Here is a 26035-nt window from a genome sequence, read left to right as displayed (position 1 = left end):
GGAATGTTTTTGCTACTTTGGTTCGAAATCTTTTAGAATAAATCGCAGTTCTTTAAGCATTGCTTTTCTACCTTTAAAGCGTTCATCTGCTAACAATCGCTCGAAATGCTCCAGTTTCTCTTTTCCTAATCCAGCTTGATAGCTCTTCAGCATATCTTGGAGGGCGTAGGAATCATCCAACAATAGCCCCCCTTCACCTAACCGGTGACTAATCTCACTCACTTCTTCATAAACTTGCCGATCCAATTTTCTTTTATGACTTTCTTGCTTTCGAATAGCATCTAAAATTCGATTTCGGAATTTTGTTTTAAAGTAGATATAGAATTGTTTATCTTTTTTCTTCTTGAATTCTGGATAGTTTTCCAATAATTCATGAAGACAAATCATTCCTTCCTGATCCCAATCTTCTATTTCCCATAAATGAAGATAGTACTCTTTTCGACACTTGTGTACGATAGCTTTTACTTCTTGGTAACTTTTTTCTAACATCATTACTCTCCTTTTCTACATACAGTATAGCAGAGTTATATATTGTAGAGATCTTTACTTTTATTTTGTTGTTTTACTTATCTAAGCTCAAACTTTTGGAATGGTTACATGCCTTTTAGATACATTTTCAGTCATTTCAGGATACAAAAAACGGCAAGATATTATTCTTGCCATTTCATATAAGGATTATTGGAACAAGTTTACTATTGTGTCCCAGATTGTTTGTGCTTTTTCTTTAATCTTAGCATCTGAAATTGCTCGTCCCGCCTCATCGATGAGATTCTGAGCCCGGCCTCGAATGTCAGCAATGTTATCACTTGATTGTGTATTACCTCTTTCATTTGCTTGATTTCGAACATTTTTAGGTGCAATACCATTTTGCTTATAAGCATTTTCAACAGTAAAAGTGCTTCCTGGGGTATAGGGGAGAAGTGTTTCAGCCATACTTCTAAAAATATGCGCCGCACCATCCGAAGTCGATCCTGCTAGATGATGGTTCTCGTCCGTAGTTGGGAAACCAAGCCAATGGCTAATTACTACATCAGGCGTATACCCTATTACCCATTGGTCACTTGTATACACTGGATTAAATGCTGCTTCCGTTGTCCCAGTCTTCCCAGCCATAACATAGCCATCAGGCGAAGAACTAACTCCTGTACCATTTGTAAAAGTTCCTAGCATCATACTGGTCATTTTGTCAGCTACTGACTTGTCAATTACTCGTTTTTGAGAATTTTTATGGGTAGCAATTACTTGCCCACTAGCATTTTCAATTCGAGTAATAAAATGCGCTTCAGGCATCAAACCTTCATTTGCGAATGCTGCATAAGCCTGTGCCATTTGTAGCGGGTTTGTTTCCACACCACCACCCAGAGCTACTCCTAACACACGATCAACATTTGCCAAGTCAAGCCCAAATCTTTCGCCTGATTCAAAAGCCTTATCGATACCAAGTTGCTTGACCGTTGCTACTGCAGGAAGGTTTAAAGATTGAGCTAAAGCTTGATACATTGGAACTTCTGGTGACGTTTTAATTCCTGCGTAGTTGTCAACTTTATAGTTCCCATATTCCATAGTATGATTATCCAACTCTTTATTTAAAGCCCACCCTGCTTCGACTGCTGGTGTGTATACAACTAAAGGTTTAATAGTGGAACCTGGACTTCTTTTGGATTGGGTTGCATAGTTGAAATTTCGGAAACCAGGTTTGTTAGCACCTGCCACACGGCCAACAACTCCACGTACTCCTCCTGTTTTTGGTTCCAAAGCTACACTACCAGACTCGGCATGAGTTCCATCTTCTGCCGTCGGAAAGAGAGAGGTGTTTTGATAGATGACCTGCATATTAGCTTGGTAATTTTGGTCCAATTCCGTATAAATTCGATAACCGTTATTAACGATTTCTTCTTCAGTTAGATTATACTTTTCAATTGCTTCATTAACGACTGCATCAAAATAGGAAGGATAACGGTAGTCTGAAATTTTCCCTTCATAAGCATCCTGAAGTTGAGATGCCATATCAACACCCGCAGCTTCTGCTTCTTTATTCTTATCAATATAGCCAGCTGCTACCATATTTTGCAAAACAGTATCCCTGCGATTAGTAGAGCCTTCAATTGAATTCAAAGGGTTGTATAGCTCTGGTCCTTTAAGCATACCTGCTAAAGTGGCGGCTTCATCAAGCGTTAATTGAGAAGCTGAAACTCCAAAGTACTTTTTACTAGCATCTTCAACACCCCAAACTCCATTTCCAAAGTAGGCGTTGTTCAAATACATGGTTAGAATTTCTTTTTTACTGTATTTTTTGGTTAATTCTAAAGCAAGAAAGAATTCTTTGGCCTTTCTCTGCACAGTTTGATCTTGTGAAAGATAGGCATTCTTTGCCAACTGCTGAGTAATTGTAGAACCACCACCTGAACGACCACCTGTTAGAATAGCTAGGAAAAAACGGCCATAGTTTATTCCACTATTTTTATAGAAGCTTCTATCTTCTGTCGCAATAACAGCATTCTGCAAATCTTCACTAATTTCAGGAAGTTCGACATAGGTCCCTTTTTGCCCTGACAGGGCTCCTGCCTCTTTTTCTTCTCTGTCAAAAATCAGAGTACGAGTTTTTAAAGCGTTTTGTAAGTCTGTAACATTTGTCGATTTTGCTAGGGCAAATAAATAGACTCCAACAAACAGGCTTGCACTGAGCCCAAGAATCAAAAAGATTTTTGTCAAATGATATCGGCGCCAGAATTTTCGAATAGGACCAACCGAACCACCTTTCTTGCGTCCTGCTCTTGAACGTCGTAAATTACCAGACTCACTATCTTCATATTCAACATCATCAATCTCTGTTTCTTCAATTTCGGATTCTTCTTTTTTAAATAAAGAAAGAAATTTTTCAAATAATGTATCTAATTTCATGCGTTTATTTTATCATCTTCCCCATAGGAAGACAAGAATTTAGCTAATTCCCCTGTCCAAATAAACTAATTTTTGTTACAATATCTGTATGAAATTTACCTTTACTATACCTGATGCTTTGCCTGAAATGACAGTCAAATTTTTTCTGGAAGAGCAATTGTTAATCCCTCGAAAAATACGTCATTTTTTGAGGGTTAAAAAAAACATCCTCGTCAATCAAGAAGAAGTTCACTGGCACCAAACCATTAAAGCAGGAGACGAATGTCAATTGATTTTTGACGAGGAAGATTATCCTGTAAAAGAAATTACTCCGGGAGACCCCAAACTTGTAAAAGAAATCTATCAAGACCAACATTTAATTGTCGTCAATAAACCCGAAGGTATGAAAACACATGGAAATCAACCTGATGAGATTGCCCTTCTTAATCATGTCTCCGCCTATGTCGGGCAAACCTGCTATGTTATTCATCGGCTAGATAAGGAAACGAGTGGTCTCGTACTATTTGCTAAAAATCCATTCATACTCCCCATCCTAAACCGATTATTAGAGAAAAAAGAAATTTCCCGAGAATACTGGGCTCTAGTGGATGGAAAAATAGAGGCTAAAGAACTTATCTTTCGAGACAAACTCGGTCGCAATCGCCATGATCGTAGAAAACGGATAGTTGACCCGAAAAACGGTCAATGCGCTGAAACCCAAGTAACTCGGTTAAAGCAATTCCAAAACAAAACCAGTCTCGTTCGCTGTAAATTGAAAACAGGACGAACTCATCAAATTCGAGTTCATCTATCTCACCACGGGCACCCAATCCTCGGAGACCCCCTCTACAACCCACATTCCAAAACTAGCAGACTGATGCTTCACGCATTTAAGCTATCCTTTATCCACCCTCTAACTTTAAAAAAATTAAGTTTTACTGCGCTATCAGATACATTTGAAAGAGAATTAAAACAAAATGGATGATTTCATCATCCATTTTTATTATAAGCAAAAAGCAAGGCCAGTCGGCCTTGCTTTAATTGACTCAGGAATTATTTAGCGATTTTAGCGAAGTATTCAAGAGTACGAACAAGTTGTGAAGTGTAAGACATTTCGTTGTCATACCATGAAACAACTTTAACCAATTGTTTACCGTCAACATCAAGGACTTTAGTTTGAGTTGCGTCAAACAATGAACCGAATGACATACCTACGATATCAGAAGATACGATTGGATCTTCAGTGTATCCGTATGATTCGTTAGAAGCTGCTTTCATAGCTGCGTTTACTTCATCAACAGTAACGTTTTTGTCAAGAACTGCTACCAATTCAGTTACTGAACCAGTTGGTACAGGAACACGTTGAGCAGCTCCGTCCAATTTACCGTTCAATTCAGGGATAACCAAACCGATTGCTTTAGCAGCACCAGTTGAGTTAGGAACGATGTTAGCTGCAGCAGCACGAGCACGGCGAAGGTCACCTTTACGGTGTGGTCCGTCAAGAACCATTTGGTCACCAGTGTAACCGTGGATAGTAGTCATCAAACCTTCAACGATACCGAAGTTGTCATGAAGAGCTTTAGCCATTGGAGCCAAACAGTTTGTAGTACATGAAGCACCTGAGATAACTGTTTCAGTACCATCAAGAATATCGTGGTTAGTGTTAAATACGACTGTTTTAACATCTGATCCACCAGGAGCAGTGATAACAACTTTCTTAGCACCACCAGCATGCAAGTGTTTTTCAGCAGCTGCTTTAGTAGCAAAGAAACCAGTTGCTTCAAGAACGATTTCTACACCGTCGTTAGCCCAGTCGATTTGTTCTGGATCGCGTTCAGCAGAAACTTTAACGAATTTGCCGTTAACTTCGAATCCACCTTCTTTAACTTCCACAGTACCGTCGAAACGACCTTGAGTTGTGTCGTATTTCAACAAGTGTGCAAGCATAACTGGATCTGTAAGGTCGTTGATGCGAGTAACTTCAACACCTTCTACGTTTTGGATACGACGGAAAGCAAGACGTCCGATACGACCGAAACCGTTAATACCAACTTTAACTACCATTAGTGATTTCCTCCTTATGAAAATCATGAAAATTTTATTGTGAAAAGAGTAACTTGAATCACTACAAATCACCTTTCAACGTTTTTATTATATAACTATTTAAGCTAAATTGCAAGCGCTGGCCTTGATTTTCTATGTTAGTTTCTTTTTACACTTATTCATAGCGTAGAGATTCTACTGGATCCATTTTACTAATCTTACGGGCTGGAAAGTAAGCTGAAATATACCCAAGTAGTAAAGCAAAAACTAGTGTGCTAAAAATAGAGAGGAAGTTCAATTCAAAAACTTTAGAGATAGACGGATAGAAATGATTCACAACTACATTCGCTATACTTCCTAAACCTTGCGCAATCACAAATGCTATAAACAAGGCAATCATAACAATCCACAGTGCCTCATAGATAAAAATTCCTTTCACATCTCTATTTTGATAACCAACTGCCTTCATGACACCAATTTCTTTAGAACGTTGCATAATATTGATGTAAATAATGATCCCTATCATAACTGCAGCCACCACAATAGCTTGTGAAGAAAGTACAATCAAGAGCCCCTGAATAACACGAATAAAAGTAATCACAATATTAAGAACTGCCTGTTGAGAAAGAACTGTATACTTCTTATTTTTCTGCAATTCTTCTATTGCTGTTTTCGTACGAGAAGGATCTTTAAGTTCCAGAATAAAATAGGATACAGCCTTTGTAAATCCAGCTTCTTTTAAGATCGTTTCCATCTGGTTAGAAGCCATAAAACTATTGCTTTCCTCTGCATCATCTTCGTCATTGATGACACGCACAATATGAGTTTGAAAATCTGCCAACTTGCTACCTTCAGCAGCATTTTCTACAATGGTTGCTGAGACTGGCTTGCCAATAACATCACTAGCTGTTAGATTTTTCCCTGTTTGTTCATTCCAATTTTTGAGCAAACTCATCGGAATCGTCAATCCCTGCTCGTTAACATCCGTATAAAGAGTGCCTGCTAGCACTTTTTCTTTTTCATTGCTACTAACAGAAATACTTGTATCTTCATACAAACTCACGACTTGAGCATAAGAAGGCATGGATTGGCTAAAATCTACTTCGTGTCCGTCTATGCTAATCTTTGACATGGTCATGCTAAAAGGACTTTCTAGATATTTAATATTTTCTTTCCCAATCGTGTCTGTGATGTAGTTCTTATCATCTTGGTTTAGAAAACCTCTGCCAGCAACGCTGGAATTCAGTGCAATCTGAGCTTGGGAAGGGAGCTTGCCACCATTGGTATTTTCATCAATCATCGAAATCAAGGCATTTCCTAGACCAAAAGAAATCAACACGCCTACAAAACCAATCGAGGTTGCTACTGCAATCAACAAGTTACGCCACTTTCTTTCCATAAAGTTACTTAAAGAAAGTTTGAATTTGTTTTTAAAGGACAATCCTTTATTTTTTGACTTCTTCAACGATTTCACCATCCTTCATTTTGATAATCACATCTGCATATTCAGTAACCTCCGGGTTATGAGTAACAATCAGTACTGTTTTCCCAGCTTTGGCTAAACTTTTAAATACTTCTAATACCATTTCTTGGGATTGGGAATCCAGTGACCCAGTTGGCTCATCAGCTACAATCATATCTGGTTGGTTTACCAGAGCACGTGCAATGGCTACACGTTGCTTTTGCCCACCAGAAAGTTGTTTTACATTCTTGGCCATAAAAGGCTCCATCCCTAGACTGATAAGTTGTTCCTGAGCGATCCTTGTCATTTCTTTATCCGATAAATCTTTGACATAGAGAGGCAACTTAACATTGTCCAAAACAGACTGGTGGGGAATAAGATTGAAGTTTTGAAAGACAAATCCAATATTATCTTTGCGAAATTGAGTTAGTTCAATCTCTGATAGCTCACGGAGTGAGGCTCTTTTAAATTCTAAAACTCCCTCATACTCTCTATCAAGACCACTGATGATATTCAATAGACTGGTTTTTCCACAGCCTGACGGACCATAAATCGCAGTGATTTTCCCTTCAGCAATTTGCAGGTTAATATTCCTTAGAGCCTGTTCTTGATTATTACCATCCAAGGCGTAAAATTTTGAAATATTTTTAATGGATAAAATGGACATTATAATCTCCTTTAATCACTTGTGTTATCGTGTACCGATACAAACTAAAATAAACAATACTAATATAAATTAATCTAACAGAATCAGATTCAAAAAAATTCCTTCTTTTTTTCGAATTCATTGTAACAAAAAAGCGACATTTCTCCAATGACAGAAATGTCACTCTTATTAACCTATTTAACGATATTTTTCTAGATCCTCCGTCCATTCATTATCTAAACTAACGATTAACTTCTCATTGTCAAACATTTTCGCCATCATTTTTGCTTCTTCATACTTTTGTTTGGCTGTTTCATAATCCGTCTGAATATAATATTTCCACTCCACCATCAAGACAATCGGTTGTTTTTGAAAATCTCGTGTTTTTTGCCCTATTTTATTTAACGTTTCAACTGCCCTCTTAAAATAATGAAACAGTCCCATAATTTCTATACAAGCTAAAGAAGCTAACAAGGAATCTCTAAGCAAGTCCAAACAATCGAACTCTATCTTATCAACCTGAGAACTTAGTTTGTCATGAAAACAAAGAATGGTTTCATGCTCAGATTCTTTTATCTCACCCACATTTAAACCATCCATTAACTGACAGTTGAAATACAGTCTCAATTTCAAAAGGTCCTCAACTTTATATACATCTCTGGATAGTAAGTCTTGAAGACCGTCTTCCATCACACTGCTTCCGTATAAGGAATTACTAGTCGCTCTCACTTCATCTATAGCTTGAAGACAATCCACTAGTACTTTCTCATCACGTGGCAAATCATCATAAAAACATTCAAAAATCTCATCAAAATATTCTTCCTTCTGTTCCTGTAACTCTTTGTCTCCATAGTCAGGATGATGAAGAAGAAAGTATTTTAATTCTTGGTAACGCTTGGGTAATTCCTTATAGTCTGGCATCAAGACATAAGATGGAATGCCTAGCCTATCCGCAATGTATTCTAGTGTTTTTATCGTAGGACGAAATTCTCCTTTTTCGATGCGGACCAACTGACGAACTGACAGTTCTGACTCATCTCCACAAAAAACTGGACGACTAAGTCCTTTCTCTTCTCTAAGTAGCCGTACCTTATCTCCTAATTCATTCACTGCTCGCACTTACCCTCACATCATTATAAAAACTTTGAAATTCAAATCAACTTACATGCTCATTCTAACATTTTTCAATTAATTTTACAAAAAATAGAGACAGGATTTCTCCTGTCTCTAGGCTGATAAACGATTATTTACGACGTCCTGGACGTTCTGCATAACCATAGTAAGCATCTGCCATGATTTCTTCCATATCAGCTACCATCGGTAAACGTGGGTTTGCTGGTGAACATTGGTCTTCGTAAGCAAGCAAGGCAATTTCATGCAAGCTGTCTTTCCAAGTTTTTTCATCAATTCCTTGATCCTTGAAGTTCATCTTGATTCCTACTGCAACACCAAGTTCGTAAACTGCTTTGGCATAAGCTTCAACTGCTTCTTCTGGAGTTGAGTGAGGCAAACCAAGCATTTTAGCGATATCTTGGAATTTTTCATCAGCTTTCCAGTAGTTGTATTTAGGCCATGTAGTCGTCTTAGATGGACGAGTTCCGTTGTAACGGATAACGTATGGAAGTAAGATTGCATTTGTACGGCCGTGAACAGTATGGTGAACACCACCAATCTTGTGAGCCATTGAGTGGCTCATACCAAGGAAGGCGTTGGCAAAGGCCATACCAGCCATTGTAGAAGCATTATGCATTTTTTCACGAGCTTCTGGGTCAGCTGTTTTAACAGATTTTTCTAACCATTCAAAGACAAGTTTGATTGTTTGAAGAGCGATACCATCTGTATAATCGTTAGCAAAGTTTGAAGTATAAGCTTCAGTCGCGTGTGTCAACACATCCATACCTGTATCTGCAGCGATAAAGTCAGGAACTGATTCAACCAAAGCTGGGTCAACAATCGCAATAGTTGGCGTCAATGAGTAGTCAGCCAATGGGTATTTGCGGTTGTTTTTCTTGTCAGAGATAACGGCAAACGGTGTTACTTCTGAACCTGTACCTGAAGTTGTTGGAATACCGATGTATTTCGCTTTCTTACCAAGTGATGGGAAGCGGAAGGCACGTTTACGGATATCCATGAATTTTTGAACCAAATCACGGAAGTCAATTTCTGGTTGTTCGTAGAAGAGCCACATTACTTTAGCAGCATCCATTGGAGAACCACCACCAAGCGCGATGATTGTGTCTGGTGCGAATGCTTTCATCACTTCGGCACCGCGTTCTACAGTTGTGATATCCGGATCTGGTTCAACATCTGAGAAAACTTCGATAGTTACACGGTTACTACGTTTGTTCAACTGATCAATAACACGTTGAACGAAACCGAGTCTTTCGATAGATTTATCTGTAACAATCATCACGCGCTCAATATCTTCACATGTTTGAAGGTATTGGATAGAATTGCGTTCGAAGTAAATTTTTGAAGGAACTTTAAACCATTGCATATTATTTCTACGTTTCCCTACTTTCTTGATGTTTAGAAGGTTGATTGCACTCACGTTATCACCAACTGAATTGTGACCATATGAACCACATCCAAGTGTCAATGAAGGAATGAAGGCATTGTATACGTCACCGATACCACCGAAAGTAGATGGAGAGTTCCAGATAATACGCATTGCTTTGATTTCTGTACCAAAGCGTTTAGCAAGAGCTTCATCTTTTGTATGGATAGCTGCTGAGTGGCCAAGCCCGTTGAACTCAACCATTTGACGTGCTTTTTTAAGACCATCTTCAGTATCTTTAGCTTTTAGAACTGCAATAACTGGTGACAATTTTTCACGAGTTAATGGTTCTTTTGGTCCTACTTCTGCACATTCTGCAGCCAAGATATTTGTTCCTTCTGGAACACTGAATCCAGCTTGTTCCGCAATCCATGCAGCTGGTTTACCAACGATGTTTGCGTTTAGTTTAGCACCCGCACAGTTTTTGCTGTTAGCTTTCACACCAAAACAGAATTCTTCAAGAAGAGCTTTCTCTTTCTTGTTTACAAAATAAGTGTGATATGACTTGAATTCTTTTACAAATTCATCGTAAACTTCTTTATCGATAATAACTGCTTGTTCTGACGCACAGACCATACCGTTATCAAATGATTTAGACATAACGATATCATGAGCAGCTTGACGGAGGTCAGCTGATTTTTCTACATAGGCTGGAACGTTCCCGGCACCTACCCCTAGAGCTGGTTTCCCACATGAGTATGCAGCTTTAACCATAGCATTCCCACCAGTTGCGAGAATAGTTGCAACACCTTCGTGGTTCATAAGTGCTCCAGTTGCTTCCATTGAAGGCTTTGTAATCCATTGAACACAGTTTTCAGGAGCACCAGCTGCAATTGCTGCATCACGAACGATTTGTGCTGCGTGAGCTGATGATTCTTGCGCTGATGGGTGGAAGGCAAAAACGATTGGGTTACGTGTTTTCAAAGCAATCAATGATTTGAAAATAGCTGTTGAAGTTGGGTTTGTTGTTGGAGTGATACCGCAGATAACACCTACAGGTTCAGCAATCTTAGTCAAACCTGTAACTGGATCATCTTCGATAACTCCAACTGTTTTGACACCACGCATATTGTTAACTACGTGTTCGCAGGCAAATAAATTTTTTGTTGCCTTATCTTCAAACACACCGCGTCCAGTTTCTTCTACTGCGTGCTGAGCAAGAATTCCGTGCGCATCAAGGGCAGCTACAGATGCTTTTGCTACGATGTAGTCAACTTGTTCTTGATTTAATTTACGCATTTCTTCTAGCGCAACTAAAGCTTTTTGTACTAAACCATCTACATGCTTTTCAGCAGCAAGTTTCTTTTCTTCAGGTGTTACGGTTTTTTTATCAGCCATATTTTCCTCCATTGTCTTTAAGGGAAAACCCTTTGTTAATTTTTTCACAAGTTCATTATAACAATTTTTTTATACTTTGTAAACAGTTTCATAGGTATTTCACAAAGAATTTTCATTTTATTGTGAATTTTTTATTAAGTTACTGTTTTTATGCACTCTTTTACTAATCTTTGTGAAAATGTTATTGAAATTATTTTATTTCACAAACTTTTTTAATGATGTTTCCAATAGCAAATTTGAGAAAACGTTTACTTTTCTTCTTAATAAAAAACCTCCGAGTTAGGAGGTTATTGTGCTTGTTGGAATAGTCCTTGCTTGAAGTCACCTTCATAAACAACTTCTTGCTCAGTAGTTAATTTCCCTTTACCTTCGGCTTGACCATTAACAAAGTGGCCTTCATAAACCCAACCATCCTTAGCTTGGTAGGTCCCCTGCCCGTTAAATGCTCCGTTTTTAAATTCCCCAGTGTAGGTATCGCCATTTGAGAAGGTCATTGTTCCTTGACCATTCATTTTCCCACGGACGATGCTCCCATCATATACAAGTGAATCACCATCTAGCTTTAAGACTCCTTGTTTTGGCATATTCCCTACAAATACAAAAATTGCACAAAGGACTATGACTACTACTGTCGCAATTTCTAAACGAGGACGTGTTATATAGACACTGTATTTATCATAGAGTTTCTTTAGATTATCCATTTTTTGCCTCATTTTCTAAACGAGTTAGCCATGCTCTGCAGCCATCTAAAACTCGATGATAAGTTTCATCAAAATCACCTGTATACCATGGATCTGGAACACTTTCAGAAGCAAATGCCTCTATCTTATGATGATGTTCCTGAGGACACATCTTTGTCAAGTCAAGAAGATTGGATTCATCCATTCCGATGATATAGTCAAAATATTCAAAATCAGCCTTAGAGATTTGTTGTGATGCTTTTGATGAATTATAAGGAATATCATGAGTTTTAAAGATTTCCTGAGTTCCTTTGTGAATTGGATTGCCGTGCTCCCAAGAAGAAGTTGCTCGACTTTCAATCTCATAATCATCAGTTAAAGATTTCATTACAAATTCTGCCATAGGGCTACGGCAAATATTACCAAGGCAAACAAAAACAACCTTTTTCATCATTGTTCCTCATCTTCATAGAAAAACGGGAATGAGATCCACCCCGTTTTATTCTTCAATCGCGCTTTCGCCGTCAACAACTGTACCTTCAGGTGTGACAGCTTCTTTCAGTGGCAAGACAGACTTGATTGCTCCAAGTTCAAAAGTCAAGTATACTCCGTCTACATCTAGTACGATCGTTTTATTTTCAGTATCAACTTCATCAACTGTACCGTATAAACCACCAATGGTAATGACTTCATAGCCTTTTTGAAGTTTGTTGAGACTCTCCATGCGTTTTTCAGCTTGTTTCTTTTGAGAACGTTGCATAAAGAACATCAATCCAAACATGACTACAAGCATAATCACAAATGTTAAATTGGGATTCATAGTATTTTCTCCTTTGTAATTCAGATAAAACTACTATATCAGATTTCACTATTTTTTACAAGATTGCACCTTAGTTTTAGGTCAATAAAAAACCAGAGCAAAGCTCTGATTTTTCTTATTTCAAGTTGTTTACAATTTTCACCAAGTTTTCAACTGTAAATCCATACTCTGCTAAAACTTTTGAAGCTGGGGCAGATGCTCCAAAGGTATCAATACCAAGAACTGCTCCATCAAGGCCAACGTATTTATACCAGTTTTGGGTTGCTCCCATTTCGACAGCTACACGGCGACGAACTGCATTTGGTAATATTTCTTCTTTGTAGGCTGCATCTTGTGCATCAAAGACATCTGTAGATGGCATGCTGACCACGCGGACTTTCCCACCTTGACTTGCTAATTCTTTAGCGGCTGCAACAGCTAAGTTCACTTCTGAACCTGTTGCAATCAAGATAGTGTCGAAGTCTGCTGCATTTTCATAGACAACATAAGCCCCTTTTGCAACCTTCTCAAAGTCTGTTCCTTCTTCAACAGTCAAGTTTTGACGAGTCAAGACAAGGGCAGTTGGTGTCTTTTCACTCTTCACTGCTAGGTACCAAGCTGCTTGAGTTTCACGCGCATCTGCTGGGCGGAAAACATTAAGGTTTGGAATCGCACGAAGTCCTGCCAAGTGTTCGACTGGTTCATGAGTTGGTCCATCCTCACCAACAGCGATTGAATCGTGGGTAAAGACATAAGTTACAGGAAGACCTTGCAGAGCTGACAATCGAACCGCTGCCTTAAGATAGTCTGAGAAGACGAAGAATGTTCCACCATAAACACGAAGTCCGCCATGAAGAGCCATTCCGTTCAAAACTGTACCCATTGCAAATTCACGAACACCAAATTGGATATTACGGTTCAAGCGATTTGCATCGTCCTGAAGTCCGTCAGTTTTGATGTAAGTCATATTTGAATGAGCAAGGTCAGCTGATCCACCCAAGAAGGTTGGCAATTTAGCAGCCACTACATTCAAGGCATCCTGACTTGAGTTACGAGTTGCTTGAGAGAAGCCATTTTCTAAAGCTGGGAAGTCTTCTGGAGTCAATTCAACTGGATCGCGTCCGTCGATGATTGCTTCCACTTCTGCAGCAAGTTCTGGGTGAGCTTTTTTATAATCTGCAACTAGTTTTGTCCATGCTTCATATGCTGATGCACCTCGGTCTGCCACATTTTCTTTGAAGTCAGCATAAACTTCCGCTGGGATTTCAAATGGTTCATAGTTCCAACCAAGTACTTGGCGAGTTGCTGCAGTTTCGTCTGCTCCAAGAGGGGCACCGTGTACGGCATTAGTTCCTTGTTTGTTTGGAGAACCATAACCAATGACAGTTTTCACTTCAATCAAAGATGGTTTCCCTGAAGCCTTAGCTTCTTCAATAGCCGCATGAATTGCTTCCAAGTCTGTTCCGTCTTCAACCAAGGCTGTATGCCAACCGTAGGCATTGTAACGGTCACGAACACTTTCTGTGAATGAATCTTTTGTCTCACCATCCAAGTTGATATCATTTGAATCATAAAGAACAACCAGCTTGTCAAGTTTTTGCAAACCTGCATAAGATGCAGCTTCACTTGAGACACCTTCCATCAAGTCACCATCTCCACAGATAACATATGTGTAGTGGTCAAAGATGTTATAACCTTCGCGGTTGTACTTAGCTGCAAGGAAACGTTCTGCTTGTGCAAAACCTGTCGCAGTCGCAATCCCTTGTCCTAGAGGACCTGTTGTTGCATCAACTCCTGCTGTATGACCAAATTCTGGATGACCTGGTGTTTTAGAACCCCATTGACGGAAGCTCTTCACTTCATCCATACTCACATCTTCAAATCCAGAGAGATGAAGAAGAGCATAGAGGAGCATTGAACCATGACCAGCTGAAAGAATAAAGCGGTCGCGGTTGATCCAGTTTGGTTGAGCTGGATTGATACGAAGTTCTTTAGTAAATAGGCTGTAAGCCATCGGTGCAGCCCCCATAACCACTCCTGGGTGACCTGAGTTCGCTTTATTGATAGCGTCAATACCTAAAAAACGAATCGCATTAACAGATTGATTTGACATAGAATTTCCTTTCTCTTTGATGTGATAAGTATACCACGTATCCTATTCTTCTATTATATGAAAAAATGGCTAGAATAGCAATATAACAATTTACTATAAAATGCCTCAGCCGATTAGGCTAATTTCTAGTTGCTAAGTAGTAAGGTAATAATGTTTCAAAAGCTCTATCTAGTCCTTCTAAGACTTTATCCATACTTTCCTCATCAGTTACTGAAACATCAGCTTTTATTAATACCTTGCGAATCTCCTGATTAGATAATTGTCGTCTCAACAGTTGTCTATTCTCCTCGGTAGCCTGCACTCTATAACTCTCATCGTTTTTCTGAACCCAATAATAGATTCCCTCAACCACTGGCACATCCAAAACTTTAGCCTGTTTTGATAAGGTAGCTTCATCTTTCTTTCTCTCTATAAAACTAACTTCTAAAGAGATTCCCCAATTATTCTGACTTCCATACAAACGAAGAGCCATCATGGGTTCCGTAATCTGCCCCTCTCTCTGTAAATAAGCCCAAAAGTGAGGCCGTAATCTCTGCGCTTGATTCATCCATTGGCTAGTTGGATGTAAATTCCAATCAGAATGCTTCGTTTGAAAACACTCAGCTAGATGAGTAAATCCCTTTCGTGCTTCCTGCCCTTTTTTACGCAAGGTTAGCATTTTATCCTTTTCATCTCCAGCTTTATCTGGATTTCGATACTGTTCCCCTTGATAAGCAAGATAATTCTTTATTTCGTTCATATGGCTCCTTTATTAGCTAGAAAAAAATCAGGAAAAACCTGATTTTTCATTTTTTTATTCTGTGTCAACGACAACGTAACGATTTGGTTCGTCACCTTCAGAGTAACTCGTTACCCCTTCCATTCGCGAAATGATACGATGGATAATTTTACGCTCGCTACTTGACATTGGGTCTGTCATCTGACTACGGCCTTCTTCCAATACACGTGTAGCTAATTTTTGCGCATAGCTCTGCAAAACTTCTGCACGGTGTTCCACATAGTCATTTACGTTGATAGTGATATAGAAAGTTTTTGAATAACGATTGTAAAGGTAATTTTGCGCTAGAAGTTGAAGAGATTTCAAAACCTTACCGTGGTAACCGATAATACGACCAGGTTCGTTAGTGTCAATTTGCATATTAATGGAGCGACGGTTAGATGTGCTAGAGATGGTTCCCTCAACATCCATATCATCAACGATTGCTTGAACATAGTTGGTTACTTCTTCAACAACCTTTTCAGTGTCATAAGTTGGTTCAACTTTCAAACCAAGATTATCTAAATCGCTACTTTGCTCTTCGTCAGTATTTTCTTGTGTTTCCTCAGGTTGCAATTCCTTTAAAACTGCAATATGCCCTGTTTCCTCTAAAATCGTGCTAGCTTCTTTATCATTCTTAAGAATTTCAGCCTTGACATCTTCAGAAATTTCTTGGCCTTCTTCTTCAATCTTCTTGATAGCTGCAACTACATGTCCCAAATCAACTGTTGCTTCGCTGACTGTTTTAACTGGATCATTTTGATCATTAATTTCTTTTGGGACACCTTTGATCGCTTGCTGATTTGCTTTTACAACTGTTGTCTCACTAATTGCTTCGATATCAACTTGAGCTGGTTTCTTACCAAAAAGTCCAAAGAAACCTTTTTTCTCTTTTGAAATAACCTTGATATGAGCTTTCATTCTTGAAATATTTAATTCATTCAATCCTTTTTGGATTGCTTCTTCAACTGTTGAACCTGTAAATAATACCATTATCAGATTCCTCCTTACTTTTTCTTTTTCTGTGCTTTCTTTAGAGCTTTTCTTTTCTTAGATTCCAGATCCTTCTTAGCTTGCAAATCTGCTTCACGCTCTGCAATGATTTTGAAAGGGTTGTTCAAAAGGTAAGTCTGCAATACTTGATAAGCATTTGAAACCGCCCAGTAAAGTGCAACACCACTTGGTGCAGAGATTGCAAAAAAGAAGATAATAACAGGCATTCCATACATCATTCCTGTCATGGCAGCATTTTTCTCAGGTAAGGCTTTGTTTGAAAGCCAACTACTAAAGAATGTGAACAAGGCAGCCAAAATAGGTAGTACAAAAGTTGTATCAGCTCCACCTAGATTGAACCACAAGAAATGTCCGGTCTTCAGAAAATCTACGTTTGACAAAGCTTGGAAAAGAGCCAACAGAATTGGCATTTGAATCAATAGTGGCCAAAATGTTGCAGATTGTTTAATCCCTAATTCTTTAAATAGTTTACGTGTTTCCTGATCTAACTTAGTGCGACTTTCCATATCACGACCTGGATAACGCTCGCGCAATTCTTTTATACGAGGTTGGGCTTCTTGCATTTTTCTGGATGCCACCATTTGTGTTTGAAAGACCGGTAAAAGTATTGTTCTAATCAAAACTGTGAAAAGGATAATTCCTAAACCAATGCTGATATCAAATGACAAAAAACGAATGGTTACGGCAAAAAAATAAACAAGTTTACTCCAAAAATCTGCTGAATCAGCAGAGACTTCACTAGTTGCACAAGCAGTCATTACCAACAAGGACAAACCTATCAAACTAGTCAATTGTAATTTTTTCTTCACTCCTATTTCCTTCCTGGAATATCTTTGCTAATTTCAAAACATGAAGTAAGTTTTGTTCGATTTCTGCATATTCTAAAGTTTCAACGCCTTTTCGAGCAATAACAACAAAGTCCACATTATCAACTATCTGGTTACTATTTTCAATCAAAACATGACGAATTCTTCTCTTGATTTGATTCCTTGTCACAGCATTTCCTAACTTCTTGCTAACTGACAAACCTACTCGAAAATGTTGTTGCTGGTTCTCTAATCGATAAATAACAAATTTTCGATTAGCTACACTTTCTCCCTCTTTAAATATGGCATCGAAATCTTTCTCTTTTTTTACACGAAAGCTTTTTCTCAAAAATCATACTCCATCTAATAAAACTACTACTATTATACCATAAATTTTCAAAAATCCAATTATAGCAAGGTTTTAAGCTATTTGTACTGTAAAAAAGTCATTAAAAAAATAAATAACCAAATTTTATGAAAATTTACTACTGTTCCCCAAATATAAAACAAAAGCCACTCATAAGAATGGCTTTTGTCGGAGATTATTATGAAAAAAGTTTAGGATTCTATTAAATAAAGTTAGGAGGTCTTTATTTAATGATTAGAGTATACACACTTATCCTTAAATTGAACTTAAATTATTTTTTATTAATTTTTAAAACTATGAATGGGAGCTGGAATCTGACCTCCACGAGCAATGAAATCAGCTGAAGAAGCACCATTGACTTTCATAACTGGAGCTGTTCCCAAAAGGCCACCAAACTCAATCATATCCCCCTCTTTGCCTTTAGGAATAATACGAACTGCAGTTGTTTTCATATTGATAACTCCTATAGCAGCCTCATCTGCAATCATAGCTGCAATCGTTTCAGCAGGGGTATCCTCAGGAATGGCAATCATATCTAAACCTACGGAACAGATAGCGGTCATAGCTTCTAATTTTTCAAGATTTAGAGAACCATTTTGCACGGCTGCAATCATCCCCTCATCTTCTGAAACTGGGATAAAAGCACCGGATAGACCACCAACTTGGTTACAAGCCATTACTCCACCCTTTTTCACCTGATCATTCAAAAGAGCTAGGGCTGCAGTCGTCCCGTGAGTACCAACAGTTTCTAGCCCCATTTCCTCAAGAACGCGAGCCACAGAATCTCCAACTGCAGGGGTTGGTGCCAAACTCAGATCTACAATCCCAAATTTCACACCAAGCCGTTCACTAGCCATTTGACCAACAAGTTGTCCGATACGAGTAATCTTAAATGCTGTCTTTTTGACGGTTTCTGCAACTACATCAAAACTTTCACCACGTACCTTTTCAAGGGCACGTTTGACGACGCCCGGACCAGAGACACCGACATTGATGATAACATCTGCTTCACCAACACCATGGAAGGCTCCCGCCATAAAAGGATTGTCTTCGACTGCATTCGCAAAAACAACTAACTTAGCTGCGCCAAGATCCGATAAAACAGCCGTCTCTTTAATAATACGTCCCATATCAGCTACAGCAGTCATGTTAATTCCTGACTTAGTCGAACCAATATTGACAGACGAACAAACCTTATCTGTCTCAGCCAAAGCGCGAGGAATAGAGTTGATCAAGATTTCATCTCCTTTTTGGTACCCTTTTTGTACCAAGGCAGAAAAACCTCCAATAAAATCCACACCAATTTCCTTGGCAGCCTTATCCAAAGCCTTTGCCAAAGGAAGATAATCTGTTGCATCAGTGGCTGCTCCAATCAGAGAAATCGGGGTTACAGACACCCGTTTATTCACAATAGGAATCCCAAGTTCCGCAGCAATTTCATCACCGACCGTTACTAAATTGGCAGCTTTGCTAGTTATTTTATTATAAATTTTATCCGCAGCCTTATTGATATCTGGGTCAATACAGTCTAAAAGAGAAATCCCCATAGTAATAGTTCTGATATCAAAGTTTTGCTCTTCAATCATGGCGATTGTTTCAGTAACTTGTCTAATATCCATAATCGCCTCCTAGATATTATACATAGCATCAAAAATAGCCGCACTCTGAATATTGATTTTAACATTCAAAGTCTGACCAAAATCCTCAAATTCATTTCTCAAATGAGTAAAATCTTGTTTTTCATCACTAGATACAATAGCCATCATTGTGAAGAACTCATCCAAAACTGTTTGCGAAATATCATCAATATTTAATCCTAATTCAGCAATCTTAGTTGCAACACCTGCAACAATTCCACCCTTATCTTTTCCAACTACAGTTATAATAGCTTTCATATTGGACCTCCATTCTTGAAATCATAAGAATTTCTAGTTTTATGATTTTCTTTTTTCTCAGTATAGCACATTTACAACAAAAAAACTAAAAAACGCCTGCTTACGAAATTGTTCTTAATAGAAAAACAATTTCGTAAACAAGCGTCTACCCTACCATCTTATGATGAGTGTTCCCGCTAGGACATGAGTCCTAGCGGTAGACCAGAGCTAGACTAAGAGCACAGGGCTCCATCATCATAACACTCAACAAAATTGATGATTTTATACTAATTCGATGATCGCCATTGGCGCTGCATCACCACGACGTGGTTCAGTTTTAAGGATACGAGTGTATCCACCGTTACGGTCTGCGTAACGAGGTGCAATTTCTGAGAACAATTTTTGAAGAGCTGTAGTAGAAGTGTACTTGTCAGTTGCTTCATCATAGTTTTCAGATGCGATTTCATTACGTACGAAAGCAGCAGCTTGACGACGTGCATGCAAATCACCACGTTTACCTAGAGTAATCATTTTTTCAACAGTTTTACGGATTTCTTTAGCACGAGCTTCAGTTGTCACGATTGATTCGTTGATCAAAAGATCAGTTGTCAAATCGCGAAGCATTGCTTTACGTTGTGAGCTAGTGCGTCCTAGTTTACGGTAAGCCATGTATTCCTCCTTTATTTATCTTTTAATCCAAGACCCAAATCAATGAGTTTGAGTTTCACTTCTTCCAAACTCTTGCGTCCAAGATTTCTTACTTTCATCATCTCTGCTTCAGATTTTTCTGTTAAATCATGCACAGTATTGATACCGGCACGTTTCAAACAGTTGTATGAGCGCACAGATAAATCCAGTTCTTCAATCGTACGTTCCAAAATGCGGTCGTCCGATTCAGTATCAGCTTCTTTCATTACTTCAGTTGACTTAGCAATCTCTGTAAGATTTGTAAACAAATCAAGATGTTCAGTCAAGATACGTGCTGAAAGCCCTAAAGCATCTTCTGGAATGATTGTTCCATTTGTCAAGATTTCAAGGGTTAATTTGTCGAAACCATCATTGCTTCCTACACGAGCAGGTTCAACTTGATAGTTAACTTTTGTAACTGGTGTATAAATAGAATCTACAGCAAGTGTTCCAACTGGGGCATTATCTTTTTTATTTTCATCTGCAGGTACATAACCACGACCAGTGTTTACAGTCATAGTTGCTTTAAATGAAGCACCTTCTCCGATTGTAAAAAGATAATGATCTGGATTTACGATTTCAATATCACTGTCCGTTAAAATATCTCCGGCTGTCACTTCAGCAGGACCTTCAACATCAAGTTCAATAGTCTTTTCGTCTTTTACATATGATTTAACTGCAATACCTTTAATGTTCAGAATGATTTGCATCACGTCTTCGCGAACACCAGGAATTGTATCAAATTCATGTAATACTCCATCGATATCGATAGATGTAACAGCTGCTCCTGGAAGAGAAGCAAGAAGTACACGACGAAGAGAGTTACCAAGTGTTGTACCGTATCCACGTTCTAGTGGTTCGATTACAAACTTGCCATAATCTTTATTTTCATCAATTTTTGTTATATTTGGTTTTTCAAACTCGATCATTTAGTTACTCCCTCTTAAACGAAAAGCAGTGTAAAGGTAATGATTATACACGGCGACGTTTTGGAGGACGAGCACCATTGTGTGGCACTGGAGTCACATCACGAATTGCTGTTACTTCAAGACCAGCGGCAGCAAGAGCACGAATAGCTGACTCACGACCAGAACCTGGACCTTTTACAGTAACTTCAACTGATTTAAGACCGTGTTCTTGTGCAGATTTAGCAGCAGCTTCTGAAGCCATTTGAGCAGCAAATGGTGTAGATTTACGAGAACCTTTGAAACCAAGAGCACCAGCTGATGACCAAGCGATTGCATTACCATGCACATCAGTAATCATAACAATAGTGTTATTAAATGTAGCGTGAATATGAGCAATACCAGATTCGATATTCTTTTTCACACGACGTTTACGTGTTGGTTTAGCCAAGACTTTTACCTCCTATATTATTTTTTCTTACCAGCAATCGCAACAGCTTTACCTTTACGAGTGCGAGCGTTGTTTTTAGTGTTTTGTCCACGGACAGGAAGTCCACGACGGTGACGGATACCACGGTATGAACCGATTTCCATCAAACGTTTGATGTTCAAGTTCACTTCACGACGAAGGTCACCTTCAACCTTAATTGCATCCACTTCACGACGGATAGCATCTTCTTGATCTGATGTAAGGTCACGAACACGAATATCTTCTGAAACTCCAGCAGCTGCCAAAATCTTTTGAGATGTTGCAAGTCCGATACCATAGACATAAGTCAATGAGATAACTACGCGTTTGTCATTGGGAATATCAACTCCAGCAATACGAGCCATGTTTTCTCCTTTCTATCTTATCCTTGACGTTGTTTGTGTTTTGGATTTGCTGGGCAAATTACCATAACACGACCATTACGACGAATTACTTTACAGTATTCGCAAATTGGTTTGACCGATGGTCTTACTTTCATTTCTTATCCCTCCAAGTTTTTCGATTATTTAAAGCGGTAAGTGATACGTCCACGTGTCAAGTCATATGGACTCATTTCAACAGTAACACGATCTCCCGCTAAAATACGAATATAGTTTTTACGAATTTTACCAGAAACTGTTGCTAAAATCTGATGTCCATTTTCAAGTTCAACCGTAAACATTGCATTCGGCATCGTATCGACTACTTTGCCTTCAACTTCAATCACATCGTCTTTTGCCACGCAAAAGTACCTCCCTAAATTTCGATTTGATGCCTCTAGACACAGAGACAACAATTATAAGTCAGACTAACTCAGTATAACATTTGTCAAGACATTTTGCAAGCCTGAAAAACGCTTTTATTTCAAATTTATCAATACCTTTTCGATATCTTTAAAGACATCATTGATATCTTGGTTGCCTTCGATATCATGTACTAGACCTTTAGCACGATAGTGAGCAATGATTGGTTCACCTTGAGCAATATTGACATCCAAACGACGCTTAACTGTTTCAGGTTTATCATCTTCACGTTGGTAATAATCTTCCTCTTTGTAATCAACTGGTGGGTTGAATACTTTATGGAAAGTTTCGCCAGTTTCACGATGAATGATACGACCACTCAAACGTTCAAGTAGGCAAGATGGATCTACTTCGATGTTGATAACACCTTCAAGTTTAATTCCAAGTTCAGCCAATGTTTTATCTAAGGCATGAGCTTGCTCAATTGTACGTGGGTATCCATCCAACAAGAAACCAGTTTCTTTAATATCATCTTGAGAAAGACGTTCTTTAACAATTCCATTTGTAACTTCATCTGGAACCAATTCGCCTTTGTCAATATACGACTTAGCTAACACACCCATTTCAGTTTGGTTAGCCATTGCTGCACGAAACATATCACCTGTTGAGATGTGGGCAACGTGAAATTCTTCAACAATTTTTGCTGCTTGTGTTCCCTTACCTGCTCCAGGCAAACCCATAATCAAAAGATTCATGATCCAATCTCCTTTTTTATTTTTAAATAGAAGCAAAAATTCATTTCAACTCCTATTTAAAAACAAAATAGAAGAGGGGAGTTAAAAATCTGACAAGGTCTTTGATTTTTACACTCCACTCTCTGAGCAATAGTGAATTTTATTTTCTATTACAATTATTCTGTTGTATCTAAGAAACCAACATACTTACGTTTCAATAGATAACCTTCCAATTGTTTTATTCCTTCAATACCTGTAGAGATAATGATTAGCAAACTTGTTCCCCCAAAAGCAACAACCTCTGAAAGCCCAAATAAATCTTTCGCTACAATAGGTAAAATAGAAATAACACCTAGGAAGAGGGATCCGACAGTTGCGAGACGACGAAGAAGTTTTGACATATATTCTTCTGTCCCTTTACCAGGACGGACACCATGGATATAAGCTCCACTCTTTTGTAAATTTTCTGCCGCTTTCTCTGGATTGATCTGTACAAATGTATAGAAGAATGTAAAGAGAATAATCAACAGAGCATACAAAGCAACACCTGAAGGCGTCGATGTAGATACCAACTCTTGAGCTGTTTTTACCCACTCCCAGTTAAGACCAGATGCACTTACAAATTGTAGAATTGCTGCCGGTGCTGCTGTAATGGAGCTGGCAAAGATAACCGGGATAACCCCAGCAGGGTTAATCTTCAACGGAAGATAAGAACTTGATGGTGCACCTTGAGCTACCTTTGTATACTGAATTGGAATCTTGTATTTAGCTTGTTCAACGTAAGTTGTAAAGTAAACAATCAACAAAACAGCGATGATTAAGATAGCAACAAAAATGAGAGACGATGTCAAGCGACTACTTGGAACGTTGACAAAGTAATCCACATAGATGCCTTTAACCATATCAGGAATTGAAGCAACAATCCCTGCAAAGATAATCATTGAAACACCATTCCCATATCCCTTATCTGTGATTTGCTCTCCAAGCCAGGTCACAATCATGCTTCCTGCTGTTAAGATGGCTCCAATCACAAGGAAAACTTGTGGTGTAAGTGGTACAGTCAAAAGTTTAGCTCCAGATAGAGCATTAAAACCGGCAGTAATCCCAACTGATTGCACAAATGCAAGCACTAATGCAATGTATCGAGTTGCTTGGTTTAACTTTCTACGACCAACTTCCCCTTGTTTGCCCCACTCTACAAATTTTGGTAATAAATCCATCTGCAAGAGTTGGACGACGATTGAGGCTGTAATGTAAGGACTAACTCCCAGAGCAAAAACTGAGAAGTTTTTCATGGCATTCCCTGACACTAAGCTCAACATATTTAAAAAGGATAGTCCACTCAAAGCGTTCAAGCTATTTGCATTTACCCATGGCACAGTGATACTAGTACCAATTCGAAATACAAATACGATAAAAATTGTAAATAAAATTTTTGATCGAACTTGTTTAACTTTGAATGCTTCTCTCAATAATTTAAAAAACATAGGTCACCTCTCTTAGATGACTTCAACAGAACCACCTTTAGCAGTGATAGCTTCTTCAGCTGATTTAGAGAATTTAGCAGCTTTAACAGTCAATTTCTTGGTTAACTCACCGTTACCAAGAATCTTGATACCTGATTTTTCAGCTTTAACAATTCCTGATTCTACAAGTACAACTGGAGTTACTTCTGCACCATCTTCAAAGATGTTCAATTGGTCAAGGTTTACAATAGCATATTCTTTAGCGTTGATGTTTGTAAATCCACGTTTTGGAAGACGACGGAACAATGGAGTTTGTCCACCTTCAAAACCAAGACGTACACCGCCACCACTACGAGCCTTTTGCCCTTTTTGACCACGTCCTGATGTTTTACCATTACCTGATGAAGTACCACGACCAACACGGTTACGAGTTTTACGAGAACCTTCTGCAGGTTTCAATTCATGAAGTTTCATTGTATATTTTCTCCTCTTTTGTAAAATGCTAGCGCCGATAAAGGAGAAAAGGTTGTCTCCTTTATCAACTCGCCTATACTGTGTCATCTATGATGACTATATCTAGTTTTAGGGGATGGTCATATGCACATCCCCTAAACAATCATTAGTTTACTTCTTCAACTGTTACCAAGTGAGATACTGCAGTAATCATACCACGGATAGCAGCGTTATCTTCTTTAATAACAGAGCTGTTCAATTTGCCAAGTCCAAGTGCTACAACAGTTTTACGTTGTGATGGAATGCGTCCGATTGGAGACTTAGTCAAAGTAATTTTAATTTGAGCCATTTTATCCCCTTTCTTATGCCAAATCAGAAACTGAAATACCACGAAGGGCAGCAACTTCTTCAGCGCGTTTCAATTGTTTCAAACCTTCAACAGTTGCGCGAACAATGTTGATTGGAGTGTTAGAGCCAAGTGATTTAGATGTAATATCTGCCACACCTGCCAATTCCACAACGGCACGAACTGCACCGCCAGCGGCAACTCCAGAACCTTCCACAGCAGGTTTCAACAATACTTTAGCTCCACCGAATTCTGAAAGTACTTCGTGTGGAATTGTTGTCCCAACCATAGGAACTTCGATCAAGTTTTTCTTAGCATCTTCTACTGCTTTGCGGATTGCTTCTGGAACTTCTTGAGCTTTACCAGTACCAAATCCTACACGACCATTGCGGTCACCAACAACTACAAGAGCTGCAAAACGAAGACGACGTCCACCTTTAACAACTTTTGTAACACGGTTAACGGCAACTACGCGTTCTTCAAGTTCTACTGCATTGTCTTTAAATGCCATTTTCTAGTGTCCTCCTATTAGAATTTCAATCCGTTTTCACGAGCTGCATCAGCCAAAGCTTTCACACGTCCGTGATATAGATATCCACCGCGGTCGAACACCACTTCTGAAATACCTTTAGCATTTGCACGTTCTGCAACGAGTTTACCGACAGCAACGGCTTGTTCAGTTTTAGTTCCTTTTGAAACTTCTTTGTCAAGAGTTGAAGCACTTGCGAGCGTTACACCCGCTACGTCATCAATCACTTGAGCGTAGATGCCTGTATTAGAACGATAAACGTTCAAACGTGGGCGATCAGCAGTTCCAGAGAGTTTTCCGCGAACGCGACGGTGGCGTTTTTGGCGGAGTTTGTTTTTATCTGGTTTAGAAATCACAGTTTTCACCT

The 26035-nt window shown here is 38.8% G+C and carries 30 protein-coding genes; 1 reads left to right on the top strand and 29 read right to left on the bottom strand.

Going from position 1 to position 26035, the window contains the following annotated elements; translation table 11 throughout:
- Positions 1 to 12: 12 nt before the first annotated feature.
- Entirely contained in the window at positions 13 to 492 is a 480-nt protein-coding gene (locus HMPREF9180_RS02355) for an RNA polymerase sigma factor FliA (protein ID WP_006144748.1), read from the bottom strand.
- Positions 493 to 675: 183 nt separating this feature from the next.
- Positions 676 to 2901 (bottom strand): penicillin-binding protein PBP2A, encoded by a 2226-nt coding sequence (pbp2a, locus tag HMPREF9180_RS02350; RefSeq protein ID WP_006144747.1) that lies wholly within the window; start codon positions 2899 to 2901, stop codon positions 676 to 678.
- A gap of 88 nt (positions 2902 to 2989) precedes the next feature.
- On the opposite strand from pbp2a, the gene HMPREF9180_RS02345 reads away from it, so the two are divergent.
- Positions 2990 to 3865: an RluA family pseudouridine synthase gene (locus tag HMPREF9180_RS02345; RefSeq protein WP_006144744.1), complete on the top strand. Its 876-nt coding sequence runs from the start codon at positions 2990 to 2992 to the stop codon at positions 3863 to 3865.
- Between the two features lie 68 nt (positions 3866 to 3933).
- Here HMPREF9180_RS02345 and gap read toward each other — a convergent pair whose 3' ends face one another.
- From gap to rplR, 27 genes are all read right to left on the bottom strand, one after another.
- A complete protein-coding gene (gene gap / locus HMPREF9180_RS02340) occupies positions 3934 to 4944 on the bottom strand; it encodes a type I glyceraldehyde-3-phosphate dehydrogenase (RefSeq protein ID WP_000260673.1) in 1011 nt (336 codons plus the stop codon).
- A 154-nt stretch (positions 4945 to 5098) separates the two neighbouring features.
- A complete protein-coding gene (locus tag HMPREF9180_RS0101650; protein ID WP_006144741.1) occupies positions 5099 to 6400 on the bottom strand; it encodes an ABC transporter permease in 1302 nt (433 codons plus the stop codon).
- Entirely contained in the window at positions 6369 to 7052 is a 684-nt protein-coding gene (locus tag HMPREF9180_RS02335; RefSeq protein ID WP_006144740.1) for an ABC transporter ATP-binding protein, read from the bottom strand. The genes HMPREF9180_RS0101650 and HMPREF9180_RS02335 overlap by 32 nt, the downstream gene beginning before the upstream one ends.
- 177 nt (positions 7053 to 7229) lie before the next feature.
- Positions 7230 to 8150 carry a helix-turn-helix domain-containing protein gene (locus HMPREF9180_RS02330; RefSeq protein WP_006144735.1) on the bottom strand — a complete coding sequence of 307 codons (921 nt, stop codon included), beginning with the start codon at positions 8148 to 8150 and terminating at the stop codon, positions 7230 to 7232.
- Positions 8151 to 8274: 124 nt separating this feature from the next.
- A complete protein-coding gene (adhE, locus tag HMPREF9180_RS02325) occupies positions 8275 to 10926 on the bottom strand; it encodes a bifunctional acetaldehyde-CoA/alcohol dehydrogenase (RefSeq protein ID WP_025168565.1) in 2652 nt (883 codons plus the stop codon).
- Positions 10927 to 11213: 287 nt separating this feature from the next.
- Positions 11214 to 11627: an MORN repeat-containing protein gene (locus tag HMPREF9180_RS02320; RefSeq protein WP_025168564.1), complete on the bottom strand. Its 414-nt coding sequence runs from the start codon at positions 11625 to 11627 to the stop codon at positions 11214 to 11216.
- A complete protein-coding gene (locus HMPREF9180_RS02315) occupies positions 11620 to 12057 on the bottom strand; it encodes a low molecular weight protein-tyrosine-phosphatase (RefSeq protein WP_025168563.1) in 438 nt (145 codons plus the stop codon). Before HMPREF9180_RS02315 ends, HMPREF9180_RS02320 begins: the two co-directional genes overlap by 8 nt.
- Before the next feature lie 48 nt (positions 12058 to 12105).
- On the bottom strand, positions 12106 to 12426 hold the full coding sequence (gene yajC, locus HMPREF9180_RS02310) for a preprotein translocase subunit YajC (protein ID WP_006144731.1): 321 nt from the start codon (positions 12424 to 12426) through the stop codon (positions 12106 to 12108).
- Between the two features lie 115 nt (positions 12427 to 12541).
- Positions 12542 to 14518, bottom strand: a complete 1977-nt coding sequence (gene tkt / locus HMPREF9180_RS02305; RefSeq protein ID WP_006144729.1) for a transketolase — start codon at positions 14516 to 14518, stop codon at positions 12542 to 12544.
- A 118-nt stretch (positions 14519 to 14636) separates the two neighbouring features.
- Positions 14637 to 15257, bottom strand: a complete 621-nt coding sequence (locus HMPREF9180_RS02300; RefSeq protein ID WP_006144728.1) for a hypothetical protein — start codon at positions 15255 to 15257, stop codon at positions 14637 to 14639.
- Positions 15258 to 15311: 54 nt separating this feature from the next.
- Positions 15312 to 16268, bottom strand: coding sequence for an RNA-binding cell elongation regulator Jag/EloR (gene jag / locus HMPREF9180_RS02295; protein WP_006144727.1), 957 nt, complete (start codon positions 16266 to 16268; stop codon positions 15312 to 15314).
- Positions 16269 to 16282: 14 nt separating this feature from the next.
- Positions 16283 to 17098 (bottom strand): YidC/Oxa1 family membrane protein insertase, encoded by an 816-nt coding sequence (locus HMPREF9180_RS02290; protein WP_006144726.1) that lies wholly within the window; start codon positions 17096 to 17098, stop codon positions 16283 to 16285.
- On the bottom strand, positions 17073 to 17444 hold the full coding sequence (rnpA, locus tag HMPREF9180_RS02285; RefSeq protein ID WP_006144724.1) for a ribonuclease P protein component: 372 nt from the start codon (positions 17442 to 17444) through the stop codon (positions 17073 to 17075). The genes HMPREF9180_RS02290 and rnpA overlap by 26 nt, the downstream gene beginning before the upstream one ends.
- Before the next feature lie 299 nt (positions 17445 to 17743).
- Complete coding sequence (locus tag HMPREF9180_RS02280) at positions 17744 to 19081, bottom strand: PFL family protein (RefSeq protein ID WP_006144722.1); 1338 nt, start codon at positions 19079 to 19081, stop codon at positions 17744 to 17746.
- Positions 19082 to 19090: 9 nt separating this feature from the next.
- Positions 19091 to 19357: an ACT domain-containing protein gene (locus tag HMPREF9180_RS02275; protein ID WP_006144721.1), complete on the bottom strand. Its 267-nt coding sequence runs from the start codon at positions 19355 to 19357 to the stop codon at positions 19091 to 19093.
- A gap of 261 nt (positions 19358 to 19618) precedes the next feature.
- On the bottom strand, positions 19619 to 20005 hold the full coding sequence (rplQ, locus tag HMPREF9180_RS02270; protein WP_004251124.1) for a 50S ribosomal protein L17: 387 nt from the start codon (positions 20003 to 20005) through the stop codon (positions 19619 to 19621).
- Between the two features lie 11 nt (positions 20006 to 20016).
- Positions 20017 to 20952, bottom strand: a complete 936-nt coding sequence (locus tag HMPREF9180_RS02265; protein WP_006144719.1) for a DNA-directed RNA polymerase subunit alpha — start codon at positions 20950 to 20952, stop codon at positions 20017 to 20019.
- Between the two features lie 43 nt (positions 20953 to 20995).
- Entirely contained in the window at positions 20996 to 21379 is a 384-nt protein-coding gene (gene rpsK, locus HMPREF9180_RS02260; RefSeq protein ID WP_001118385.1) for a 30S ribosomal protein S11, read from the bottom strand.
- 17 nt (positions 21380 to 21396) lie between these two features.
- The gene (gene rpsM, locus HMPREF9180_RS02255; protein ID WP_004251117.1) at positions 21397 to 21762 is read right to left on the bottom strand and encodes a 30S ribosomal protein S13; all 366 of its coding nucleotides are present in this window, start codon (positions 21760 to 21762) and stop codon (positions 21397 to 21399) included.
- 17 nt (positions 21763 to 21779) lie between these two features.
- Positions 21780 to 21896 (bottom strand): 50S ribosomal protein L36, encoded by a 117-nt coding sequence (gene rpmJ, locus HMPREF9180_RS10070; RefSeq protein ID WP_001808836.1) that lies wholly within the window; start codon positions 21894 to 21896, stop codon positions 21780 to 21782.
- Between the two features lie 24 nt (positions 21897 to 21920).
- Positions 21921 to 22139, bottom strand: coding sequence for a translation initiation factor IF-1 (infA, locus tag HMPREF9180_RS02250; RefSeq protein WP_001029883.1), 219 nt, complete (start codon positions 22137 to 22139; stop codon positions 21921 to 21923).
- A 117-nt stretch (positions 22140 to 22256) separates the two neighbouring features.
- Positions 22257 to 22895 carry an adenylate kinase gene (locus tag HMPREF9180_RS02245; RefSeq protein WP_025168562.1) on the bottom strand — a complete coding sequence of 213 codons (639 nt, stop codon included), beginning with the start codon at positions 22893 to 22895 and terminating at the stop codon, positions 22257 to 22259.
- 155 nt (positions 22896 to 23050) lie between these two features.
- Positions 23051 to 24361, bottom strand: a complete 1311-nt coding sequence (gene secY / locus HMPREF9180_RS02240) for a preprotein translocase subunit SecY (protein WP_006144715.1) — start codon at positions 24359 to 24361, stop codon at positions 23051 to 23053.
- 12 nt (positions 24362 to 24373) lie between these two features.
- Positions 24374 to 24814, bottom strand: a complete 441-nt coding sequence (rplO, locus tag HMPREF9180_RS02235; protein WP_025168561.1) for a 50S ribosomal protein L15 — start codon at positions 24812 to 24814, stop codon at positions 24374 to 24376.
- A gap of 145 nt (positions 24815 to 24959) precedes the next feature.
- The gene (rpmD, locus tag HMPREF9180_RS02230; protein WP_000057241.1) at positions 24960 to 25142 is read right to left on the bottom strand and encodes a 50S ribosomal protein L30; all 183 of its coding nucleotides are present in this window, start codon (positions 25140 to 25142) and stop codon (positions 24960 to 24962) included.
- Between the two features lie 13 nt (positions 25143 to 25155).
- Positions 25156 to 25650: a 30S ribosomal protein S5 gene (gene rpsE, locus HMPREF9180_RS02225; RefSeq protein ID WP_004251100.1), complete on the bottom strand. Its 495-nt coding sequence runs from the start codon at positions 25648 to 25650 to the stop codon at positions 25156 to 25158.
- 17 nt (positions 25651 to 25667) lie between these two features.
- Positions 25668 to 26024, bottom strand: coding sequence for a 50S ribosomal protein L18 (rplR, locus tag HMPREF9180_RS02220; RefSeq protein WP_025168560.1), 357 nt, complete (start codon positions 26022 to 26024; stop codon positions 25668 to 25670).
- Positions 26025 to 26035: the final 11 nt, after the last annotated feature.

This window comes from Streptococcus peroris ATCC 700780 (genome assembly GCF_000187585.1).
GTDB lineage: Bacteria > Bacillota > Bacilli > Lactobacillales > Streptococcaceae > Streptococcus > Streptococcus peroris.
Note: the sequence above shows the minus strand (reverse complement) of the source record. Positions and strands in the feature narration are given on the sequence as shown.

What these genes read in the sequence shown, in the direction of transcription:
- HMPREF9180_RS02355 (WP_006144748.1), bottom strand. Translation starts at nt 492, where the DNA reads ATGATGTTAGAAAAAAGTTACCAAGAAGTAAAAGCTATCGTACACAAG.
- pbp2a (WP_006144747.1), bottom strand. Translation starts at nt 2,901, where the DNA reads ATGAAATTAGATACATTATTTGAAAAATTTCTTTCTTTATTTAAAAAA.
- HMPREF9180_RS02345 (WP_006144744.1), top strand. Translation starts at nt 2,990, where the DNA reads ATGAAATTTACCTTTACTATACCTGATGCTTTGCCTGAAATGACAGTC.
- gap (WP_000260673.1), bottom strand. Translation starts at nt 4,944, where the DNA reads ATGGTAGTTAAAGTTGGTATTAACGGTTTCGGTCGTATCGGACGTCTT.
- HMPREF9180_RS0101650 (WP_006144741.1), bottom strand. Translation starts at nt 6,400, where the DNA reads ATGGTGAAATCGTTGAAGAAGTCAAAAAATAAAGGATTGTCCTTTAAA.
- HMPREF9180_RS02335 (WP_006144740.1), bottom strand. Translation starts at nt 7,052, where the DNA reads ATGTCCATTTTATCCATTAAAAATATTTCAAAATTTTACGCCTTGGAT.
- adhE (WP_025168565.1), bottom strand. Translation starts at nt 10,926, where the DNA reads ATGGCTGATAAAAAAACCGTAACACCTGAAGAAAAGAAACTTGCTGCT.
- HMPREF9180_RS02320 (WP_025168564.1), bottom strand. Translation starts at nt 11,627, where the DNA reads ATGGATAATCTAAAGAAACTCTATGATAAATACAGTGTCTATATAACA.
- HMPREF9180_RS02315 (WP_025168563.1), bottom strand. Translation starts at nt 12,057, where the DNA reads ATGAAAAAGGTTGTTTTTGTTTGCCTTGGTAATATTTGCCGTAGCCCT.
- yajC (WP_006144731.1), bottom strand. Translation starts at nt 12,426, where the DNA reads ATGAATCCCAATTTAACATTTGTGATTATGCTTGTAGTCATGTTTGGA.
- tkt (WP_006144729.1), bottom strand. Translation starts at nt 14,518, where the DNA reads ATGTCAAATCAATCTGTTAATGCGATTCGTTTTTTAGGTATTGACGCT.
- HMPREF9180_RS02300 (WP_006144728.1), bottom strand. Translation starts at nt 15,257, where the DNA reads ATGAACGAAATAAAGAATTATCTTGCTTATCAAGGGGAACAGTATCGA.
- jag (WP_006144727.1), bottom strand. Translation starts at nt 16,268, where the DNA reads ATGGTATTATTTACAGGTTCAACAGTTGAAGAAGCAATCCAAAAAGGA.
- HMPREF9180_RS02280 (WP_006144722.1), bottom strand. Translation starts at nt 19,081, where the DNA reads ATGGATATTAGACAAGTTACTGAAACAATCGCCATGATTGAAGAGCAA.
- HMPREF9180_RS02275 (WP_006144721.1), bottom strand. Translation starts at nt 19,357, where the DNA reads ATGAAAGCTATTATAACTGTAGTTGGAAAAGATAAGGGTGGAATTGTT.
- rplQ (WP_004251124.1), bottom strand. Translation starts at nt 20,005, where the DNA reads ATGGCTTACCGTAAACTAGGACGCACTAGCTCACAACGTAAAGCAATG.
- HMPREF9180_RS02265 (WP_006144719.1), bottom strand. Translation starts at nt 20,952, where the DNA reads ATGATCGAGTTTGAAAAACCAAATATAACAAAAATTGATGAAAATAAA.
- rpsM (WP_004251117.1), bottom strand. Translation starts at nt 21,762, where the DNA reads ATGGCTCGTATTGCTGGAGTTGATATTCCCAATGACAAACGCGTAGTT.
- rpmJ (WP_001808836.1), bottom strand. Translation starts at nt 21,896, where the DNA reads ATGAAAGTAAGACCATCGGTCAAACCAATTTGCGAATACTGTAAAGTA.
- HMPREF9180_RS02245 (WP_025168562.1), bottom strand. Translation starts at nt 22,895, where the DNA reads ATGAATCTTTTGATTATGGGTTTGCCTGGAGCAGGTAAGGGAACACAA.
- secY (WP_006144715.1), bottom strand. Translation starts at nt 24,361, where the DNA reads ATGTTTTTTAAATTATTGAGAGAAGCATTCAAAGTTAAACAAGTTCGA.
- rplO (WP_025168561.1), bottom strand. Translation starts at nt 24,814, where the DNA reads ATGAAACTTCATGAATTGAAACCTGCAGAAGGTTCTCGTAAAACTCGT.
- rpmD (WP_000057241.1), bottom strand. Translation starts at nt 25,142, where the DNA reads ATGGCTCAAATTAAAATTACTTTGACTAAGTCTCCAATCGGACGCATT.
- rpsE (WP_004251100.1), bottom strand. Translation starts at nt 25,650, where the DNA reads ATGGCATTTAAAGACAATGCAGTAGAACTTGAAGAACGCGTAGTTGCC.